18 protein-coding genes and 1 riboswitch are annotated in these 19,884 nt (G+C 26.3%); all 18 genes read right to left on the bottom strand.

Annotated elements, in window-relative coordinates:
• Positions 1-112 precede the first annotated feature (112 nt).
• Positions 113-2,209 carry an alpha-glucuronidase gene (locus I2E83_RS09080; RefSeq protein ID WP_195429514.1) on the bottom strand — a complete coding sequence of 699 codons (2,097 nt, stop codon included), beginning with the start codon at positions 2,207-2,209 and terminating at the stop codon, positions 113-115.
• 227 nt (positions 2,210-2,436) lie between these two features.
• Complete coding sequence (locus I2E83_RS09075; RefSeq protein WP_195429512.1) at positions 2,437-3,723, bottom strand: MFS transporter; 1,287 nt, start codon at positions 3,721-3,723, stop codon at positions 2,437-2,439.
• 263 nt (positions 3,724-3,986) lie between these two features.
• A complete protein-coding gene (locus I2E83_RS09070; protein ID WP_195429510.1) occupies positions 3,987-5,399 on the bottom strand; it encodes an MFS transporter in 1,413 nt (470 codons plus the stop codon).
• 150 nt (positions 5,400-5,549) lie between these two features.
• Positions 5,550-6,233: an HD domain-containing protein gene (locus I2E83_RS09065; protein WP_195429509.1), complete on the bottom strand. Its 684-nt coding sequence runs from the start codon at positions 6,231-6,233 to the stop codon at positions 5,550-5,552.
• A gap of 657 nt (positions 6,234-6,890) precedes the next feature.
• Positions 6,891-7,343: a hypothetical protein gene (locus I2E83_RS09060; protein WP_195429506.1), complete on the bottom strand. Its 453-nt coding sequence runs from the start codon at positions 7,341-7,343 to the stop codon at positions 6,891-6,893.
• Positions 7,344-7,550: 207 nt separating this feature from the next.
• Entirely contained in the window at positions 7,551-8,216 is a 666-nt protein-coding gene (locus I2E83_RS09055; protein WP_195429504.1) for a deoxynucleoside kinase, read from the bottom strand.
• A gap of 387 nt (positions 8,217-8,603) precedes the next feature.
• On the bottom strand, positions 8,604-9,977 hold the full coding sequence (locus tag I2E83_RS09050; protein WP_195429502.1) for a bifunctional UDP-sugar hydrolase/5'-nucleotidase: 1,374 nt from the start codon (positions 9,975-9,977) through the stop codon (positions 8,604-8,606).
• A gap of 86 nt (positions 9,978-10,063) precedes the next feature.
• Entirely contained in the window at positions 10,064-11,041 is a 978-nt protein-coding gene (locus I2E83_RS09045; protein ID WP_195429576.1) for a diaminopimelate dehydrogenase, read from the bottom strand.
• Between the two features lie 304 nt (positions 11,042-11,345).
• Entirely contained in the window at positions 11,346-12,068 is a 723-nt protein-coding gene (locus I2E83_RS09040; RefSeq protein WP_195263366.1) for an ABC transporter ATP-binding protein, read from the bottom strand.
• On the bottom strand, positions 12,049-13,056 hold the full coding sequence (locus I2E83_RS09035) for an ABC transporter substrate-binding protein (protein WP_195429500.1): 1,008 nt from the start codon (positions 13,054-13,056) through the stop codon (positions 12,049-12,051). The genes I2E83_RS09040 and I2E83_RS09035 overlap by 20 nt, the downstream gene beginning before the upstream one ends.
• Before the next feature lie 34 nt (positions 13,057-13,090).
• Positions 13,091-13,867 carry an ABC transporter permease gene (locus tag I2E83_RS09030; protein WP_195263364.1) on the bottom strand — a complete coding sequence of 259 codons (777 nt, stop codon included), beginning with the start codon at positions 13,865-13,867 and terminating at the stop codon, positions 13,091-13,093.
• The gene (locus I2E83_RS09025; RefSeq protein ID WP_195429498.1) at positions 13,839-14,129 is read right to left on the bottom strand and encodes a thiamine-binding protein; all 291 of its coding nucleotides are present in this window, start codon (positions 14,127-14,129) and stop codon (positions 13,839-13,841) included. The genes I2E83_RS09030 and I2E83_RS09025 overlap by 29 nt, the downstream gene beginning before the upstream one ends.
• A gap of 120 nt (positions 14,130-14,249) precedes the next feature.
• Positions 14,250-14,357: riboswitch (TPP riboswitch) on the bottom strand.
• 125 nt (positions 14,358-14,482) lie between these two features.
• Complete coding sequence (locus tag I2E83_RS09020) at positions 14,483-14,719, bottom strand: hypothetical protein (RefSeq protein ID WP_195263362.1); 237 nt, start codon at positions 14,717-14,719, stop codon at positions 14,483-14,485.
• Between the two features lie 118 nt (positions 14,720-14,837).
• The gene (locus I2E83_RS09015; protein ID WP_195429496.1) at positions 14,838-15,572 is read right to left on the bottom strand and encodes a TatD family hydrolase; all 735 of its coding nucleotides are present in this window, start codon (positions 15,570-15,572) and stop codon (positions 14,838-14,840) included.
• The gene (locus I2E83_RS09010; RefSeq protein WP_195429494.1) at positions 15,563-15,814 is read right to left on the bottom strand and encodes a hypothetical protein; all 252 of its coding nucleotides are present in this window, start codon (positions 15,812-15,814) and stop codon (positions 15,563-15,565) included. Before I2E83_RS09010 ends, I2E83_RS09015 begins: the two co-directional genes overlap by 10 nt.
• A gap of 511 nt (positions 15,815-16,325) precedes the next feature.
• Positions 16,326-17,570, bottom strand: coding sequence for a hypothetical protein (locus I2E83_RS09005; RefSeq protein ID WP_195429492.1), 1,245 nt, complete (start codon positions 17,568-17,570; stop codon positions 16,326-16,328).
• A 77-nt stretch (positions 17,571-17,647) separates the two neighbouring features.
• Positions 17,648-19,069, bottom strand: a complete 1,422-nt coding sequence (locus I2E83_RS09000; protein WP_195429490.1) for a HAMP domain-containing sensor histidine kinase — start codon at positions 19,067-19,069, stop codon at positions 17,648-17,650.
• Positions 19,050-19,751 carry a response regulator transcription factor gene (locus I2E83_RS08995; protein ID WP_195429487.1) on the bottom strand — a complete coding sequence of 234 codons (702 nt, stop codon included), beginning with the start codon at positions 19,749-19,751 and terminating at the stop codon, positions 19,050-19,052. The genes I2E83_RS09000 and I2E83_RS08995 overlap by 20 nt, the downstream gene beginning before the upstream one ends.
• Positions 19,752-19,884: the final 133 nt, after the last annotated feature.

Below are 19,884 nucleotides of genomic sequence, written 5' to 3'. Positions count from 1 at the left end.
CATTGCGTGCACACAATTATTTTTAAGACTTAAATCTATTAATTAAATTTTATCATTTACCCTTTAAATAACAACCTTCCAAATTATAGTAAAAAATACCACAAATTATAGATTAATATATTTTTCTATTTTTATCATCACTTATTCCTGACATTCTATAAAAATAAGTATTAACTCTATCCCTCCATTCTCTAGCATTTTCTAATTGCTCATTAAACTTCAGTTTAAGATGTAAATATATATCTTCATTTATAAGTTCCTTTATTTCATCTAGTTTATCTATAAATTTTTCTACTAAATCATAACCTTCAAAATGTGAATCATATATATGCTGAATTACTGTTTTTCCACTTTTCAATAAATGAGTGTATTTAACATTATGGAAAAATAATAATAATTCATCTGGACATCTATTTATATCCTCATATATTTCTTTTAATGGTGATTTATATTGTTCTATATATCTTGTCCCATTTTTTATCGTTCTATCTATTCCTATACCATTACAATCTGCTCTATTATAGGTTCCCCATGGAGAATATTCATATCCATCAATATCAGGCCCATAATGATGCCCTGGTGAAACCATCCATCCAATTCCTAAAGGTGATGTATAATTCTCATAGCTTTTCCATGAATTTAATAGTATAAATTTAATATTCCTTAATACTATTTCATTATTTCCAAAAGTAAGATTAATCCATTCATTTACTATTTCTTCACTTGTTATTTTACTATTCCAGATTAATCTCCCATATCCATAAAGATTAGCTTGGGCTAAAAAATTTCCAGTCCAGTTTAAGTCATTACCAATATTAGATATAGCTGCTACACCTTTGATTCTTTCTTTAACACTTGAATCTCTATTGTTTGCATAAGTTTTAAAATCTAAAATTTCCTTCCACCATGGAACTAAAAAGCAAACATCTTTCTGTTGGCCTGTATATTCTTGAGTTATTTGAAGTTCCAATATTTTATTTGTATTATCCATTCCTCCAAATAAAGGTGAAATAGGCTCCCTTACTTGAAAATCCATAGGACCATTTTTAATTTGTAAATATACATTATCTAAAAATTCTCCATCAAGTGGACCAAAACATTCAAAAGCTGCTTTAGCTCTATCTGTTGAATAATCACGCCAATCTTGCTTGCAGTTGTATACAAAACACCTCCAAATCAATATTCCTCCATATGACTTTAAAGATTTTGCCAACATATTTGCACCATCAGCATGATTTCTTCCATAAGTAAAGGGTCCTGGTCTTCCTTCTGAATCAGCTTTCACCATAAACCCACCCAAGTTAGGTATATTGTCATAAACAAATTTAACTCTTTCTTCCCACCATTTAATAACTTCTGTATCTAATGGATCTGAAGTATCTAATGCTTTCAAAGTTATAGGCGCAGCAAAATTAATACTAAGATATATTTTAATTCCCCATTTACTCATAATGTCACTAACTATTTTTATCATATCTATTTTATCATCAATAAAATAAGTTTCCTCTTTATGAACATTAGTATTATTTATAACTATTCCATTAACGCCTATAGATGCTAAAAGCCTAGCATAATCATTAATTCTATCTAAGTCCTCTGCAAGTTTATATTCATCATTAAATGCTTCTCTTATTAAATCACTACTAGCAGGTATACCTATAACCTTCATTATTTCCTTCATTTTATTTTTATTTCTTACACTTTCATAAAATATAGAACTTCCAGCAAAGCCTCTTTCAACTGTTCCATCTATATTGTCCCATTGATTTATAAGCCTTAGTTCATTTTCTGGATTTTCTATTATAGGATCTTCAGTAAATTCCATGTTTTGTTCTAATAGTCTTAATAAATGAAATACTCCATATAAAATTCCACTTTCATCTGGTGATGAAACACTTATAAAGCTCTTATCTTCTAAAAAGTTTTGTTTAATTTCATAGCCATTTTTTCTTAATGTATTAATATTTTTAATTTCTAGTTTTATATACTTACTAGCTTGTATATCATTTTTATTTACATATAAACTTTGAGTTACCTTTTCATCATAAGCATGCTTTAATGCTTTTTCTAACTCTAATAAAGAATTTTTTATAATATCACTTGATTTGTAATCTACAAATATACATTTTAAATATTCCTTATAATTAGAATTTTTAATTTCTCTATGACTAAGCCAAGCTAAATACATATCATTATTTTTATCTATCATCTCAAATCCCCCTCATCAAAATATAATTGTTAAAATTGTATTTATATCAAAATATCCCCTTATAAACCAAAAAAATAAGCAAATAAATTTGCTTATTTAGTTTATACAATAAAATTTTATCATTTATAAATTTTCTTAACAACAATACATATTATAGAAAAAAATACTAATAATTTTAGTTTTAAGTAAAATTATTAGTATTTTTCATTTTATATTCTCATTTAATTTTATATTTTCTCGATATCAACTAACTTTGCTTTTTCTTCTTCCATTGTTATAGCAATCAATTTTCTTTTATATGAAAGCACTGCTAATATCATTATTCCAGATGAAATTAAAAATATAATTGGCACACTTATTTTATCAAAAAGGTATCCATACATCATATTACTTAATGGCATTGCAATCATACAGCCAGTTCCCATAACTGTCGATACCCTTCCCATAAAATCTAATGGAACAATATATTGAAAATTTGTATTTAAAAATGTATTTGCAAGTGCTATAAATAAACATATAGTAAAAGTTACTATTAACATTAATAAATATAAATATATTTTACTACCACTTATTGAAACTAAAGAATCAAAAGCTACAACAGCATATCCTGATAAAGCTATGGACGATATCATCAAACTGCTGTAAATGTTCTTTCCAACAGAATTCTTTTTAGAAAGCCATCCTACAAAAAAAGTTGCAACTATCATTCCTATTACTCCAATAGAATCTACTATCCCGTATTGAAAATCTGAAACTTTAAGGATACTTTTACTGATATAAATACTTCCTATAGTAAAAGCACCAAAAGAAAAATTTAAAATCATTGCTAAACTAATTATATTTATAATATCTTTTCTTTTTTTAATAAAGCCTATTCCTTCTTTAAATTCTCTAGTAAAGCTCTTTAAAGAAAGCTTACCTTTTTCCTTAATATTTTTAGGAATAACTAAAAAGATTTCTGAAATCGCTGAAATAAAAAATGAAATTGAATTTACTATAAAAACAGCCTCTAATCCAAAACCTCCATAAACTACTGCAGCAATAGCAGGTGATATTACATTTCCAATAGACATTATGAGTGAATTCAACGCATTAGCTTCTACTAAATCTTCCTTTTTTGTTATGGTAGGAATTATTGTCTGAAGAGTTGGATTATCTATAGTAGAAATTAAAGAAAGCGTTATTACTAAAATATAAATATAACTTAATGGCATTTCCCCTGTAATAAAATACATGATAGCGAAAATTGTTACTACTAATCCACTAACTAAATCTAAAATAATTAAAATTTTCTTTCTATCAAACCAATCAACTATTACTCCAGCAAATGGTGATAATATTAGCTCTGGAATTAAAGCAACAGAAAGTATAGATGCAAATTTAGATGCTGATTCCGTAGTGTTTAATACAAATAGTGATAATGCAAAACTTTGCATATATGACCCAATTAAAGATGTTATTTTTCCAAACATTAGAAGTGAAAAGTTTTTGTCTTTCAAAAGATTAATTTTCATTTTTCCCCCTTTTTATACTATAAAAATTCATAGTAGTATTGTTTCCCCAAATTTATTAGTTATTTTTATAGAACACTGGTATATTCAAAATATTATTTTAATATCTATACCAAATATATTTGCAAATAATAACTATAATACCATATTGCAGTAACATTATCTCGTTCGCAAACAACCTTTTCTAAATTTTAATACTTTTATATTCAAAAAGGTATAGAATACTTTTTCAATTCTATACCTTTCTACTATGTTTATAAATTCAATTAACTTAATGACTTCGATTTTTTATTTATAACTCTAAGTAATGTTAAAATAGCTCCAACTAAACAAATACATCCAATTCCAACGAATACAAATCTCATACCATATATAAAAGCATCTGCTCTTCCTTCTATATATCCTGTAACTTTATATCCAATTTTACTACTCATTCTACTATATAAGAGGCTTGTTGAAAGTGCTATTCCAGTTGTTGTTCCTAAATTTCTTACTAATCCATTTATACTTCCAGCAATACCAAGCTTATTTTTGTCTACTGTTGACATTATCAATGAATTATTTGGTGATTGGAAAATCCCACTTCCAAAAGATAATAATCCTACAAATATTGCAACAACTATAAGTGATGTGAATTCTGTAAATATAGTTAAGCAAAATACACCTATTGTTAAAATACTTAATCCTAAAGCAGATATTTTTTCACTTCCAATTTTATCTGAAAGATGTCCACTTATAGGAGCTACAATAGCTAGTATTATTGGTGAAACTGTCATCATAAATCCTGCTGCACTTGGGCTAAGCTTTAATACATCTTGATAATAAAATGGTAAAATTATATTTATTGCACCTATGGCTACAAAAGATGTAAATCCACAAAATATACTTAATGAAAATAACTTATTTTTAAATATACTTATATCTAACATAGGGCTTTGTATCTTTTGCTCTATCTTTATAAACATTAACAATAATATTAAAGAAAGTATAAGAACGCCTATAATCATAGGGTTAGTATATCCTAAACTTTGACCAAAGTTTATAGATGTAAATAATAATATTACTGCAAACATAAATAAAATAGTTCCTTTTATATCAAATGGAACTTTTTCTTTAACTTTTTCAAAGTTTAATACTTTTACTACACCAATATAAACTAAAATTCCTATAGGTATGTTTATTAAAAATATGTATTCCCAAGGTGCTACTGATACTATAAGTCCACCTAATGTTGGTCCTACCATAGTTCCTAAAGCTACTGCTGTTCCTGTCATTCCAAGAGCTCTTCCTCTTTCTGTAGGAGGAAATGTTTCTGTAATTATTCCTTGATTAGTTGCCATTGCTGCTGCTGCACCTATTGCTTGAATTATTCTAGATATAATAAGCATTATAAGGCTATTTGATAATCCACAAAGAAGTGAACCTAAAGTAAAAACTCCTATTCCTATTTTAAATACTTTACTTTTTCCAATTATATCTCCAAGTCTACCAAATAAAAGAATAGTTGCACATATTGTTATTAAATAACTTGTAACAACCCATTCAATACCAGCCATCGTTGTACCAAGATCTCTAGCCATTGTTGGTAGCGCTACATTTACAATACTACTATCAAGAGTAGTCATAAAAGTCATAGGTAATACTGTAAGAAGTATAGCCCACTCTTTTTTTATCTTCATATCGTTCATCTCCTAGTCTATCTATTACATTTAATCATTATATAATACTCCTATTTTTTTAAAATGAAAATCCATAAAAAAAAACGTAGGCTTAAACCTACGTTAATTCTCAAAAAATATCTTTAAAATCTTCATATTTTTATAAAAATTCTAATTAAATACAATTTTATTGTAATAAACCTTGAAATTCTCCTCTTTTTTTAAGATTTCTTGTGCTTCTATGTAAGGCTTCATTATTACTTCTTTACTTTCTTCTAAATAGAACTTAGCATAACCACCTTCACCATACTTTTCTACTAGATGTGAATAAACCCTTCTATATGTCTCTTCTTCATTCAAATCATTGTAATTCTTTCTTGAAAAGTTATAGCATCTTTCTATCATATCGTATATATCTGTTGTTCTATCAGCATCTGAAACTATATATCCATATATACTTCTTGGCTCATGAGCATTTGATGCCCTATGATCTTCACATGCTTCCCCCATTAATATAAGTTCTTCTTTGGTAAACCATTTTTTTAGATTACTATCATTTATAAGCATATCCCTTGAATGTATTTGATGAGTTTTTCTATCTATACTCATTCCTAAATCATGATATATTGCAATAGTTAATACCATATTTTTATTTACTGGGAAATATTTTGACAATTTAATTGATGAATCTATTACAGTTGCTATATGATTTATACCATGTCCCTTATCAAAAGCTTTATAATTTTCTAAAATATCTTCTACTAGATATTTAAATAAATCCCTATCTATTTCATTATTTATTACTTCGTAACTTTCTTTGCTTATTCTTTCTTTTATTTCATTCAGATTTCTCATAAATACTTTAATAATAAATTTCAATATATATATGTTTCAATTAATTCTCTTCATCACTTTAGTGTTATATAATTAAAAGTTAATATTCTTATCTAAGTAAATTAGCAAAATTGAAAGCATATAATTATTTGAATTTTTATATAAGTTGGTAAAATAATTACTTTACTTAAATACCATCAATTATAAGTATAATTATATAAATGTATGATATTTATTACAACTTATATATAATCTATTATTAATTCCTCCTCACTAAATGTATTTTTATTTCTGTTCAAAGCCAGTATCTTTAAATAATCACAAATTGCTATAATTATAACATAAAAAAGGAAAATCACAGAGAACTATTTACTCAAAAGTTAATAGCTTACTTTTATTAAGGACGTCGCGTAACGCGACTCCCTTTACACTTTCTTATTACTTTTCTAAGGGGCTCGCGAAACGCGAGCCCCTTTTAAGTTATTGATTTTCCTTACTTAAAAGAGTTTTTAATGAGATTTTTTTTATCTATTATTTAAATATGCATAAAACTAAATATTTAATATTTTTATAAAATCTTTCCCATAAAAAAGCTACTTTAAATTAATATCTCTTTTATAAACCTTATCTAAATATCCATAAGAATATGTCCTGTTATTATATATCTTTCTAATTTCTTTACTTAGCATTTTTCCTTTTTATTAAATAATAAATAAATACACAACTAAAAATAGAAATTATAGTTCTTATGACACTACTAAATCCATCTAATCCATCTAATCCATACATTGGGCCAAAGCAAAGTAATATAAATGGTATAATTAATGGAAGATAAATATCTAACTTTGATATAATTATCATTAATACTATTAATATTAAATCAAGTATCCAAAATCCTAAAAATATTTTTAATAACTTCTTACTTTTCAACCAATTTGCTAGTAAAATAATTGCAGGCCAAAATAGTATATATACTATTGATACTATTATATTTTTAAACTTTACTGGTCCTCCCATTAAAAACTCATTAAAATTTAAGCATAAAGAGGTAATAATATTCAATATTCCTACAATGAGAATCCATACTTTTTTAATCTTTAGTTCCAATTTACTTTTAAGATTATCTTTCAAAATAACTCCTCTTATTAACTTTATCATTTTCTTATTTATTTCAATTCTATATCCTAATATTAATATCTTATATTTAAAAACTTACAAAAATCTCATTCTATTACTTAAATTTTTCTAACAAAATACATGTTATATATAGGTATTAGTTATTATCCTAAAAAAAGTAGAGCAACCTATTTTGTTGCTCTACTTTTCTATAAGCTACTACTATGCAATTTCTTCAATAGCTCTAACTTCTCTAAGTTTTTCTTCTACTAGCTCTATAAGCTTTTCTTTATCAGCTTCGTTATTTACTACATCCATATTATCCATATCTATTATTAAAACTTCTGATGCCTTGTAACAATTTTCTACCCACGCATCATAATCTTTCCATAGGAAGTGATAATATTCCTTTAAGCTTTCATCAATTTCAAATTCTCTTCCTCTTAATGCTATTCTATTTAAAACTGTTTCGAAAGAACCTTTTAAATATACCATTATATCTGGAGCTTTCTTAGGAAGTTCTTCTAATTCTTCTAGCATATTATGTAGAAGATCTTCATATATTTTCATTTCTAAGTCGTTAATTCTGCCAAGTTCCATGTTCTTCTTAGCAAAGTACCAATCTTCATAAATTGATCTATCTAAAACGTTATTATTATGTACTAATGCTTCTTTTATACTTTTAAATCTAGTGTTTAAAAAATAAAGTTGTAATAAAAATGGATATCTCTTCTTTTGGATTTCTTCTTCATTTTCACTATAAAACAAAGGTAAAATAGGGTTATCATCTACACTTTCATAAAATACATCTGATTTAAAGTGCTCCCCTAAAATTTCAGCCACAGAACTTTTCCCAAGACCTATCATACCACCAACAACTATCAACATGCTTCACCTATCCTTTACTTTTTGTCTTTCTCTATATTACATAATTTAAAATTCACTTTCAAGTCTTGACTTTTATTTTTATACCATATATAGTATTTATTCTATTCTTAAAATACCTTATGTAGTAGTTATACTATTCTTAAAATCTATATATTCACATTTATTTGAATTATCAATAAGTTTTAATTTTATATGTAAATCATATTTAATTCAAGCTATTGGTTCATTAATGGACTATATTCAAGGCAAATATATTAAAATGTGCATTAAAAAAGCTGCTCTTACAAAGCAGCAAAAATAATCATCAAAACCATTAATAAAAATATTTATCGCATTATAATAAATATAGGCATATGACTTTTAATAAACAAAAAGTACTACATTACTTTATATTTTAATCCATCTATCAATATAAGACTTATTCAAAAAAATATCTCTAGATAGATAATCTCTAAGTGTTATTCTAAGATATTCTGGATTATATCTAACATTCCTATTATTAGCTAAAGACTTGTATCCAGTTCCCCTTTGTAAATAGTCTGAAGTAGCAACACTATAATATTTTTCTTCATCAATATCTTTACCATTTATAATTACTCTCTTAATATTATTATCATCATGTTCAATTATAGCACCTGATATATGAAGTCTTCCTAAGAATCTTCTTCTAAAACCTGAGCCTCTACCCTCTTTATAACACAATTCTGGATCTAAAGATTCCTCTAAAGCTTCTTTTATATACTTCCCCTTTATCTCCATATAAGTTGGATTTAATGGTGATGGACATATTTCAATTAACTTTTTAAATGATACTTTTCCTTTTCTTATACCACTATTCATAATTCCGCTGTTAATTAAACCAATATCACATTTAAGTACATCCTTAATAGCATCTGCTAATAAATTAGTTATTGGATTTTCCTCTATAACATCATGCCACATATCTCTATTAATACTATAAAGAGGTACTCCAAGACTAGCATTTGCAATTTTTTTATTTTCCTCAATGATTTTTATAATATTTTTATCCATTTCTACATCTTTTATATTAATATTTATTCCATTAATATCATTTATCTTTCCATTATAATCAAATCCCAAAAGCCCTAAATTTTCACCATAGCATCCTGACATATGAATTACAGTATTTTTTACTAACCTAGGTTCTATCATAAGTTCATGACTATGACCATCAATTATAATATCTATTCCCTCCATAGTATTAGCTATATCGGTATCTTCAATAAGTCCTAAATGTGAAAGTAAAATGCACACATCATACTTACCTTTATTATCACTTAATTCTTTCTTAATCTCTTCTTTATAATCTAAACTATCCATACCTAAGAGATTAAGAAAGGTTTTATAATTGGGGGATGTTCCTATTATTAAAAATCTTACACCAGATTTATTTATTATAATACTTCTTTTAACTCCTAAAATTCTACTTCTATCTAACTTAACTAAATTACAAGATAAGAATGGTACTTTATCATTATTCACCATAGCATTTAATATTTCTAAACTTTCAAAGGCTTCATTATTACCAATTGCAATAGCTTCATATCCAGCTTCTAAAAGCAATTCTCCTCCAGCTTGCCCCATCGTCCCTTGAAGCATTACGTCTTTAAAATCATGATAATCTCCTGCATCTAAAATCAATGTATTTTCATCTCTCAATTCTTTTATTTTAGTAGTAATTTTAGCAAAATTCTCAAACCTACTATGTACATCATTGGTATGTAATATTTTAAATCTCATAATTCTATCCCCAATCTAATATATTTATTTCATATTTTTAAAATAAATGGATACCTCAAAATACCTTGAGATATCCTATTTTAATCTTATAATAATTCTTTTCTAAGTTCTTCTCCTGATTTTGGAGATAAATAGCTAAATGGGATATCTAGCACTGTACGTGCTCCTGTTTGCCCTTCTTTATGTAATCTATACACAGCTCTTGCATAAGATAATAGCACACAAGAAGTAAACTCTGGATTACTATCAAGCTTTAAACTAAATTCCATTCTTTGTTTTGTACCATCTCCTGTAATCCCTGTACGAATAACAAATCCCCCATGAGGCATACCCTTATGATTTTTATTCATTTCTTCTTCAGTTATAAAATTTACTGTTGTGTTATACTCTGAAAAATAATCAGGCATATTTATAATTTCATTTTTAATATAATCTAAATCTGCATCATCTTCTGGTACAACATAACAAATTCTTTCATGCTTTTCTCTAGCTGAAAAATCTTTATTATTTTCTGTACGAATCATTTCAATAGTACTTTTAATTGGTACAGTATATTGAACTCCATCCTTAACACCTTTAACTCTCCTAATAGCATTTGAATGTCCTTGACTTACACCCTTACCCCAAAAGGTATAATCTTTTCCATTTTTAAGTACTACCTGACCTAGAAGACGATTTAATGAAAATAAACCTGGATCCCAACCAACTGATATAAGTGAAATAGTACCAGCATTTTTAGTTACATTATCTAAGACATTAAAATATTCTGGAATCTTTGCATGAGTATCAAAACTATCTACTGTATTAAACATTTTTGCTATCTCAGGTGTTTGCCTTGGTAAATCAGTAGCAGAACCCCCACAAAGAATCATAACATCTATTTTCCCCTTATAACTTTCAATCTCTGAAATATGTTCTACCTTTGAAGTAGTTACTAATTTCTTTGGATTTCTTCTTGTAAAAATAGCCTCTAATTGAATATCTGGATTTTGTTCTAAAGCTAATTCTACACCTTTACCAATATTTCCATAACCTACAATACCTATTCTAATCTTATTGCCCATATACTTCCTTGGCTCTAAAACCAAGCTCCCCCTTTTTATAGATTTTAAATTTACCTTTATAATAATATTACCATATCATTTAATTTTTTCCAAAAATTCTTTTCATTTAATAATTTAGAATATTTGTAACATAAATTTCTTCTATGTACATTAATATCTACATTAATATCTACATTAATGATGATAATACTCTTTATATATAATTAGAGTATTTTAATAACCTAATAAAAAAAGATGCTGTATCATATCAATGTTACAAAATTTTAAATTAATAACATTAGTATAATACTGCATCTTTTTCTTTTTACATAAGCTTTAATATTTCTTTTTTTATAGCTACAAATTCATCACTAGTAACTATATCTTCATTTCTCTCTTTAGGTAAATTAACTTTTATTTCACCTTTTATACTTGCAGGTTTTTCTGATATTATATATATCCTGTTAGAAAGTAATATCGCTTCTTCTATATCATGAGTTATAAATAATATAGTTGAATTCATTTTTTTAGTTAAATCTAAAAGCCATTTTTGCATCTTTCTTCTCGTCATAGAATCTAATGCTCCAAAGGGTTCATCTAAAAGCATTATATCGTTAGATGTTAAATAAGTTTTTAAAAAGTTGGCTCTTTGCTTCATTCCACCTGATAATTGCAATGGATATTTATATTCAAATCCCTTAAGCCCAAATTCATCTATATGTTTTTTTACTTCTTCTCTTGCGCTCTTTTTGCTATTTCCCTTAAATATAAGTGGAATACCTATATTATCTATAACCTTTTTCCAAGGTACCATCATATCCTTTTGATACATGTAGCTTAATTTTCCATTTACCTCTACTTCTCCACTATCACTATTTATTATGTTAGTTAAAATATTAAATATTGTACTTTTACCACTACCTGATGGTCCTAGAATAGATATAAGTTCTCCCTCTTTAACATCTATATTAATATCTCTTAATATTTCCATTTCATCAAAGGACTTAGATACATTTTTTAACACAATTTTATTTTGATAAGAACTCATTTGTATAAGCCTCACTTGCTTTCATTTCCTTATTGATTAATTTATTATCATATAAGAATTTTGTATAGTTATCCCACACGCTATCTTTCATTTCTCCCCAAATCTTAGTATCTTCCATATATTTATCTGCAAGATACTTTTGGCTTTCTATTGCAAGCTCTTCACTAATTTCAGGTACTTTACTTACTAATAGCTTTGCACTTTCTTCAGGATTTGCTATAGCCTCTTCATATCCCTTAGTAGTTGCCTCCATAAACTTCTTAGCTAAATCTTTTTTGTTATTAACAGTATCTTCAGTTGCTGCAATAATTGGTGTGTAATAATCTAAAGCTAGATCTAAATCTCTAGCTGGTATATAGTTTATATCAAAACCTCTTAGCTTAGCTTCTGTATTAGTCCAAGCTTCAAATGTCCACTCAAAATCTAAATTATTCTTAGTTGCAATAAAGAAATCCTCTGTTCCCGCATCTACAATTTTTAATTTACTAAAATCTGCTCCATTTTTCTCCATTACAGCCTTTAATATAGCTTGTTCTGATGGACTTCCCCATCCACCATAAACTTTATTTTCAAAATCCTTAACTGTTTCAATGCCCTTTTCTTTTGGAGACGCAAAGCCTGATGTATTATGTTGAATTATTGCTGCTATAGCTTTAACTGGAAGTGGACTATCTGATGTTCTTGCATATGTTAAATCTTCTTGATAACTTACTGCAAAATCTCCCTTACCAGCAGCTAAAAGTTGGAGTGATGATCCTTCTGATGGTTGTATTATTTCAACATCTAAGCCAAGTTCTTTATAATATCCTTTTTCCTGTGCAACATATAATCCAGTATGATTAGTATTTGGTGTCCAATCTAAAATTACAGTTACCTTTTCTAAACCTTCAGAACTCTTTACCCCTTCATCTTTTTTGCTACATCCAGTAAATATTGTTAGTGCTGTTACTGACGCTAATACTACTGATATAATTTTCTTTTTTAACATTACTATTTCACCTCTAAATTCATTGTTCTTAATTTTATTTCTTCATACTTAGTTTTTTATTATTCCATGGAGTAAATACCTTCTCCATTAAAGAAACTAAAAGGAATATTCCCATGCTTATAGCAACTATAATTACTATTGATGCAAACATCTTATCTAATGCATATGCGCTTCTTGCTCTTGTCATATATACCCCAAGACCTCTATCGCCTCCAAGCCACTCTCCAATTACAGCTCCCATAATGCTGTATGTTGCTGCAATTCTCATACCTGAAAAGAAATTTATCATTCCATAAGGTAATTTCAAATGTAAAAATACATTAAATTTTGATGCTCCCATCAATTTAAAATGATTTATTAAATCCTTATCTACACCTTCAAGTCCATCAACTATACTTATTACTATAGGGAAAAAACACACTATAACTACAACTATTATTTTAGGTAACGCCCCAAAACCAAACCAAATTATAAATAATGGTGCAAGAGCAACTGTTGGTATAGTTTGAGAAATAACAAGAACTGGATATAAAGCTCTTTTAATTAATGGAACCATATCCATAATTATTGCTAATATAATAGATAATGCTATTGCAATTAAAAATCCTACTAGACCTTCATATAGAGTTGCAAAAATATGTGGTATCATATTTTTGAAATCTTTAATTAATACTTCTATAACATCAGTTGGAGCAGGTAATATATACTTTTCTATTCCTCCAACATTAACTATAAGTTCCCATATAATTAACAAAATTAAAATAAAAACTATAGGTGCTATCTTATTTCCTATACTTCTTAATCTTTTCATCCATCGTCACGCCTTCTTTTTTATAATCTATTTTAACCATAGATACTACTCTTGATGCACCTTCTTCGGTACAAATTTCTTGAGATTTCTTTACTATCTCTAATAGTTCTTCAAGTTCACCTTCCATTGTTGTTTCCATAGCCCCTACTTCATACTTAACTCCAGTAGATGCTATATATTCAATAACCTTGTCCACAACAGGATAAATTCTATCCTCACTTACTGTTGGTATAACTTGAAGACTTACATTACAAAGTGACATAGCCCTCTCCTCCTTCTTAATATATTTAAAAGTAAACAAATCCTATTTTGTCCATAGCGTAAAAAAATACAGTATCTCTGATTAGAAATACTGTTTTATAGTTCAATTTGTATATTTTTATTCAATAACAAATAATCTCCCTACGTTGGCATTATCCAAATCAGGTTCATGGGTCAAAATAGTAACAATTTTATCTCAGGCAGTTCGCTGCCCCCCCAGATTTCTATTTACTTTTTATAATTCCATTTTATTCATCTTTACTATAAATGTCAAGTTAATCAATAATTCTTATCAATTAAAGAAGCCTATTATCTAATAAATTTAAGAAATAAATTAATTATTATATACTTATTCTAATTATTACTTTTATTTGCTCCATATAGCACAATTATAAGTCCTAAAATTCCTACTATTATTTTTATAGTTGCCATTGAAATTAAAATAGAAAATAATATTACTGATATTCCAATTATCATAATATTTAAAGACGATGATTGATTTTGAATAACTTTATAAACATACATACCTAATAAAATTAAAACTGCTATCATAATTAGCATTGGTATCCCAACAAACATAAGATTCATCATTTAACTTCCCCCCTTTCAAAATCTAATGTATATCTCAACACAAGACTTTATTTATACACAGGAGTTATCAAACAATTTAATTAAATGTCTTTGCGATATCTCCTATAATTAAATTATTCTAATTAATGATTTTTGAATAATTTTTCTCTATACTTTTCAGTAATTCATTAAGATCTATCTTCTTATAATCTGCAACTTTTTTAGCTACATCTATTATTGCACTTGGATAACCATACTCTCCATTTACCCATTCTAATGCTGTTGGTCCATCAGTTTCTATAAGTATTTTATTTAATGGTATTTTATCTAAAACTTCATTAGTTTTATCTGAATAACCTATATCTACACTTATTGTAAAATAACAACCAAGCTCAATATATTTCTCTAATGTACTTATTTCCCCACTATACCAGTGTATAATAGCCTTATTATAATTATACTTTTTAAGAGTATTATAAATTTCCTCTTCTGCACCTTTCGTATGAATACTTACAAACTTATTTCTTTTAATACTTTCGTTCAATATAAAATTAAAAATCCTTCTTTGTGCTTCATAAGTGCTTGTATCCTCCACCCAAACATAATCTAGGCCTATTTCACCTATTATTTCACTTTCTTCTATATATGGTATAAGCTCTTCTAAACCTCCTTTATATTCTGCTGCTTTCCATGGGTGGATACCAAAGCATGGCTTAATAAATTTGCTTTGTTTGCTATATTCTTTATTCTTAATATAGCTTTCTACATCCATACTATTAGCTAAAGTTAATATTCCATTCTTATTTATATCTTCAATTGCTTTTTCTATATTTTCTTCAAAAAAATCTAAATGTGTGTGTGCATCTATATACATAATTCCTCCATTAACTCTAATTTATCTAATATATTTGATTGTTCTTTCCCAAACATTTTATTGTGTAAATCAGAAATATGTACAATCTTAAAATTATTAAGGTCTGAAGGAATTTCAGAATTATAAAATTCAAAATTTGAAACCTCAATACTATTGTTCTGCCATATAGCAAAATTTGCTAGTACAATAATAAATAAAATACTTGATATTAGCACTCTAACTCTCCTCGATAATCTTTTCATTTAATAAACCTCATAAAATATACCGCTTTTAACTATAAAGTTTTATATTTCTATTGTTGACAATTGACTATTATTTACAAATTAAGTATATCATTTGATTATAAATAAATCTATGTTAAAACCTTTATAGTTAAGGACTTATTATAAAAAGATTAACTAATGATGCTATATTATTTTAGAATAAAAAAAATGAACATATGTAAGTTTACTTTTATATAGTTTCACTATAGTATAAGAGTAAACTTACATATGTCCTATTTTTTTGCTTTATTTTAGTTTTCTACTTCATAAATCTCATAATAAACATTTAGTGAATTTATTGGTTTATTACCCTTAGCTGAAGTAAAAGCATATGTGTAAAAGCCACTTCCATCATCTATTCAATTTTAAAAATATTTTTTTTCAACTTTATCCTCTATTCCAATTTTATACCTTTCTATCTGTTACCACGTCACTTCTTGATAATACTATGCTTCATATAGCTATGAAATATAAATATTTCATTTTTATACTACTTAACTTCGTATATTTCGTAATAGCTATCATCTATTTTTATTCCACCATCTACATTTTTGGATTTAACATGATTTACATAAAACCTATTACCATTATTACTCCACCCAATTACAGAAAGCCAATTATCGTTAGTTATATCAGTCAAGATTGAATTGGTCATAATTTGAATATTAGATATCTTTAAATTATCATTTATTCTTGCTAAACTCATATTGAAACTACCATTTAAATCTGTATTTGTAATTATTACAAAATCTTTATCTTCATTAAGTTTAAAGTACGAGTAATCATATTTTAATTCTAACTCTTTTTCTAATTGCTTTGTTTTTATATTATACCTCCAAACACCAAACTCATCTTCTACATCCCCGGAGAATAATATATTATCATTACTATAAACTACATCCCCTGTAACTTTAACCTTTATTGTACTTTCCTCATCAAAAAATGTGTTTAATTTATTATTTTCAAAATATCCTATAATAGTAGGCTTTTCGTTTGTTGTATCAGATAAAGAAATATAAATTTTATCATCTTCTGCCATTAAAATATTTAATTGTCTTTCCCTTATATCTTGCATTACCTCTCCACTTATCTCATAGTAATTATCATTTACTGTATCAATTAATACCATTTTATGGATTCCATTTTCTTCATCTAAGAAATAAATATCTAATTTCCCATCATAGCTTTGTTGAAACCTATTTATATCTCCATTAGTCTCCTCTATTAATTTTTTATATGCAGTAATTTCCTTAAAGTTATAATTATTGTCTAACATATAAACTTTGTTATCAGTTAGAATTCTAAAGAGCCCTCCAGTGCCCATATATTCCGCAAGTAGTTGCCCTCTAACCTCTTTACGCTCCCAACTAACCACATTTCTATCATTTTCAACATCATCTGTAATAGTTCCTACTTCTAAACTATCAATATATAACTTTGGAAATTGAGTCTGATAAATTGTTCCTTTATTCTCTCCAAAATCTTCACTATATTGAATTTCAATTAATTTATCATCATTTCTTATCATAGCACCACTTTTATTACCATGAAGATTTTCAGTTGTTACTAGCTTAACAATATTAAATCCATCATTAGAAATAGCTGTATCTTTTGCATCTTCATCTATTACCACACTATCAATAACCCTATCTTCCAGTGAAATTTTATTTGAACACCCTATCATTACGATTGAAGTAAAAGCTATTAATAATATAGATAATTTTTTATTTTTCATATTATCTCCTCCCTTTCTTATAACTTCATTTTAATAAGGGATTGTTTTTAAACTAATGCTAGATTATTTCCAAGTTGTTAACCTTTAGGTAAATTTACTATAAATTTAGTTTCATCTCCATTTAAGTTAACATTTATTGTTCCTTTATGTCCTGTAACTATATTTCTACATATATATAAACCTAATCCATTTGACTCCTTTGAAGAAAAACCTTTTTCTTCAACTTTTACAAATGGTTCAAAAATTTTCTCTTTTATTTCGTAAGGGATGATTTTCCCTTTAGAAGAAATAGAAAATTCCACATTGCTTTCTATTTTTTTAAGACTAATTTCTATAGTTGTATTATTACTAGAATATTTAACTCCGTTGTCTATTAAATTACTAACCATCATTCTTAAATATTGTTTATTTCCAGCTATATATTCTTCATCAATGTTACATTCTATATTTAAATTCTTTTCTTTTACTTTAGGAAGTTGTAATTGTATCAATTCTTCTATAATATTTTTTAAGTTAACCTCTTCAAAAGCATATTCTTCTATATCGCTACTTTGTTTTGAGATATCTAATAGTGATATAACTAAATCATGCATTCTGTTACTTTCAAATATAATTCTATCTAAGGCGTTATTTTTAAATTCTTTATCATTAAAATCATCTTCTCTTAAAATTTGTGCATATCCTGATATATTAGTTAATGGTGTCTTTAATTCATGAGTAATATTTCTAAATATATTTTTTTCTTGCTCATCTTTCAACTTTAGCTTTTCACTCATATTATTGAATGTATTAATAAGTACACCTATTTCATCTTTTGATGTTTTATTTATCTTTTCAGGATAATTTCCTCTAGTTATTTGAGAAATCTTATCTTTTAAAATTATAATTGGCTTTATAATAGTCGATGATAAAAAGTATATTGAAATATATATTAATAAAAATAATATTAATACTATAACATTAACAAGATTTTTTATGTCCTTATTTCTTAAATACTCAGAAGTATAATCTTTTATTAAAACTAAAATTCCTATATTTTCATTATCTTTACCATAAATAGGAGAGCTTAATTTTCCTATTATATTTCCATTCTTACTTTCTATATCTACTACAGTTTTATTATTTTTTGCAGCTTCAAAAGAAAATGGTATTTCCTTTAATATATTTAAATCGATTACTTTTTCATTAGTAATTCCTATTGCTAATACATCACCATCTAAGCTATAAAAAATTCCTTGGCAATTTACTCTTTCTATAATAAATTTTAAAACCTTATTGTTAAAATCATCTTTTAACATCTTTTCTTTTTCTATACTATTTATTACTATATAATCCTCTAAGTTTTTAGCTGAAACTTTATAAATATTACTCATATCTTTTGATATAGTATCTTTAAAATTTTTATTAAAAAAATTATCTATAATTAAATTAAATAATAATATTGATAAAATAAATATCAGTGCTAAAACTATCCCATACTTACGCCTTATTGTTAACATTTTTCTCCTTTAGCATATAACCTATTCCAAATATAGTTTCTATATTAAAGTTGTCTTTTAGTTTTTTACGTAATCTTGTTATATGGACATCTACTGTTCTTGTATCTCCTAAAAAATCATATCCCCAAACTAAGTCTAATAATTGATTTCTGGAATAGACCTTATTTGTATTTTTACAAAGAAACACTAACAATTCAAATTCCTTAGGCTTTAATTGAATTTCTTCACTATTTACATGAACACTTCTACAATTTTCATTAATTATTATATTATTTACAATTATTTTCTCTTGATCTTTAGAAGTAATAAACTTTTTTATTTCTTCTCTTCTTCTCATTGCTACTCTAACTCTTGTTATAACCTCTCTTATATCAAATGGCTTTGTAATATAATCATCTGCTCCAAGCTCTAATCCTAATATCTTGTCCATTATATCAATTCTTGCTGTAAGCATAATTATTGGAATCTTATAACTTGAAATATTTCTGCAAACACTAAACCCATCTGTATCATTTAACATTATGTCTAGTAAGATCAAATCTGGATTAAAACTCTTTATTTCATCTCTTGCCTCTAATCCATTTGGATTTACTTTTACCTTATATCCTTCTTTCATTAAAGCAAATCTTAGTATTTCACTTATATCTCTATCATCTTCTATAATTAATATATTTTCTCTCATATTTCTCTCCCAAATCTACTATCTAACTAAATTATATAGTATGAATATTAACATATATTAGCAACTTATTTCCAAGTTGTAAATTTTATAATTATATTAATTCTATTATACATATAAACATGCTTACAAATAA

Source organism: Clostridium sp. D46t1_190503_E9, assembly GCF_015555225.1.
In the GTDB taxonomy this organism is placed as follows: Bacteria; Bacillota; Clostridia; order Clostridiales; family Clostridiaceae; genus Clostridium.
Note: the sequence above shows the minus strand (reverse complement) of the source record. Positions and strands in the feature narration are given on the sequence as shown.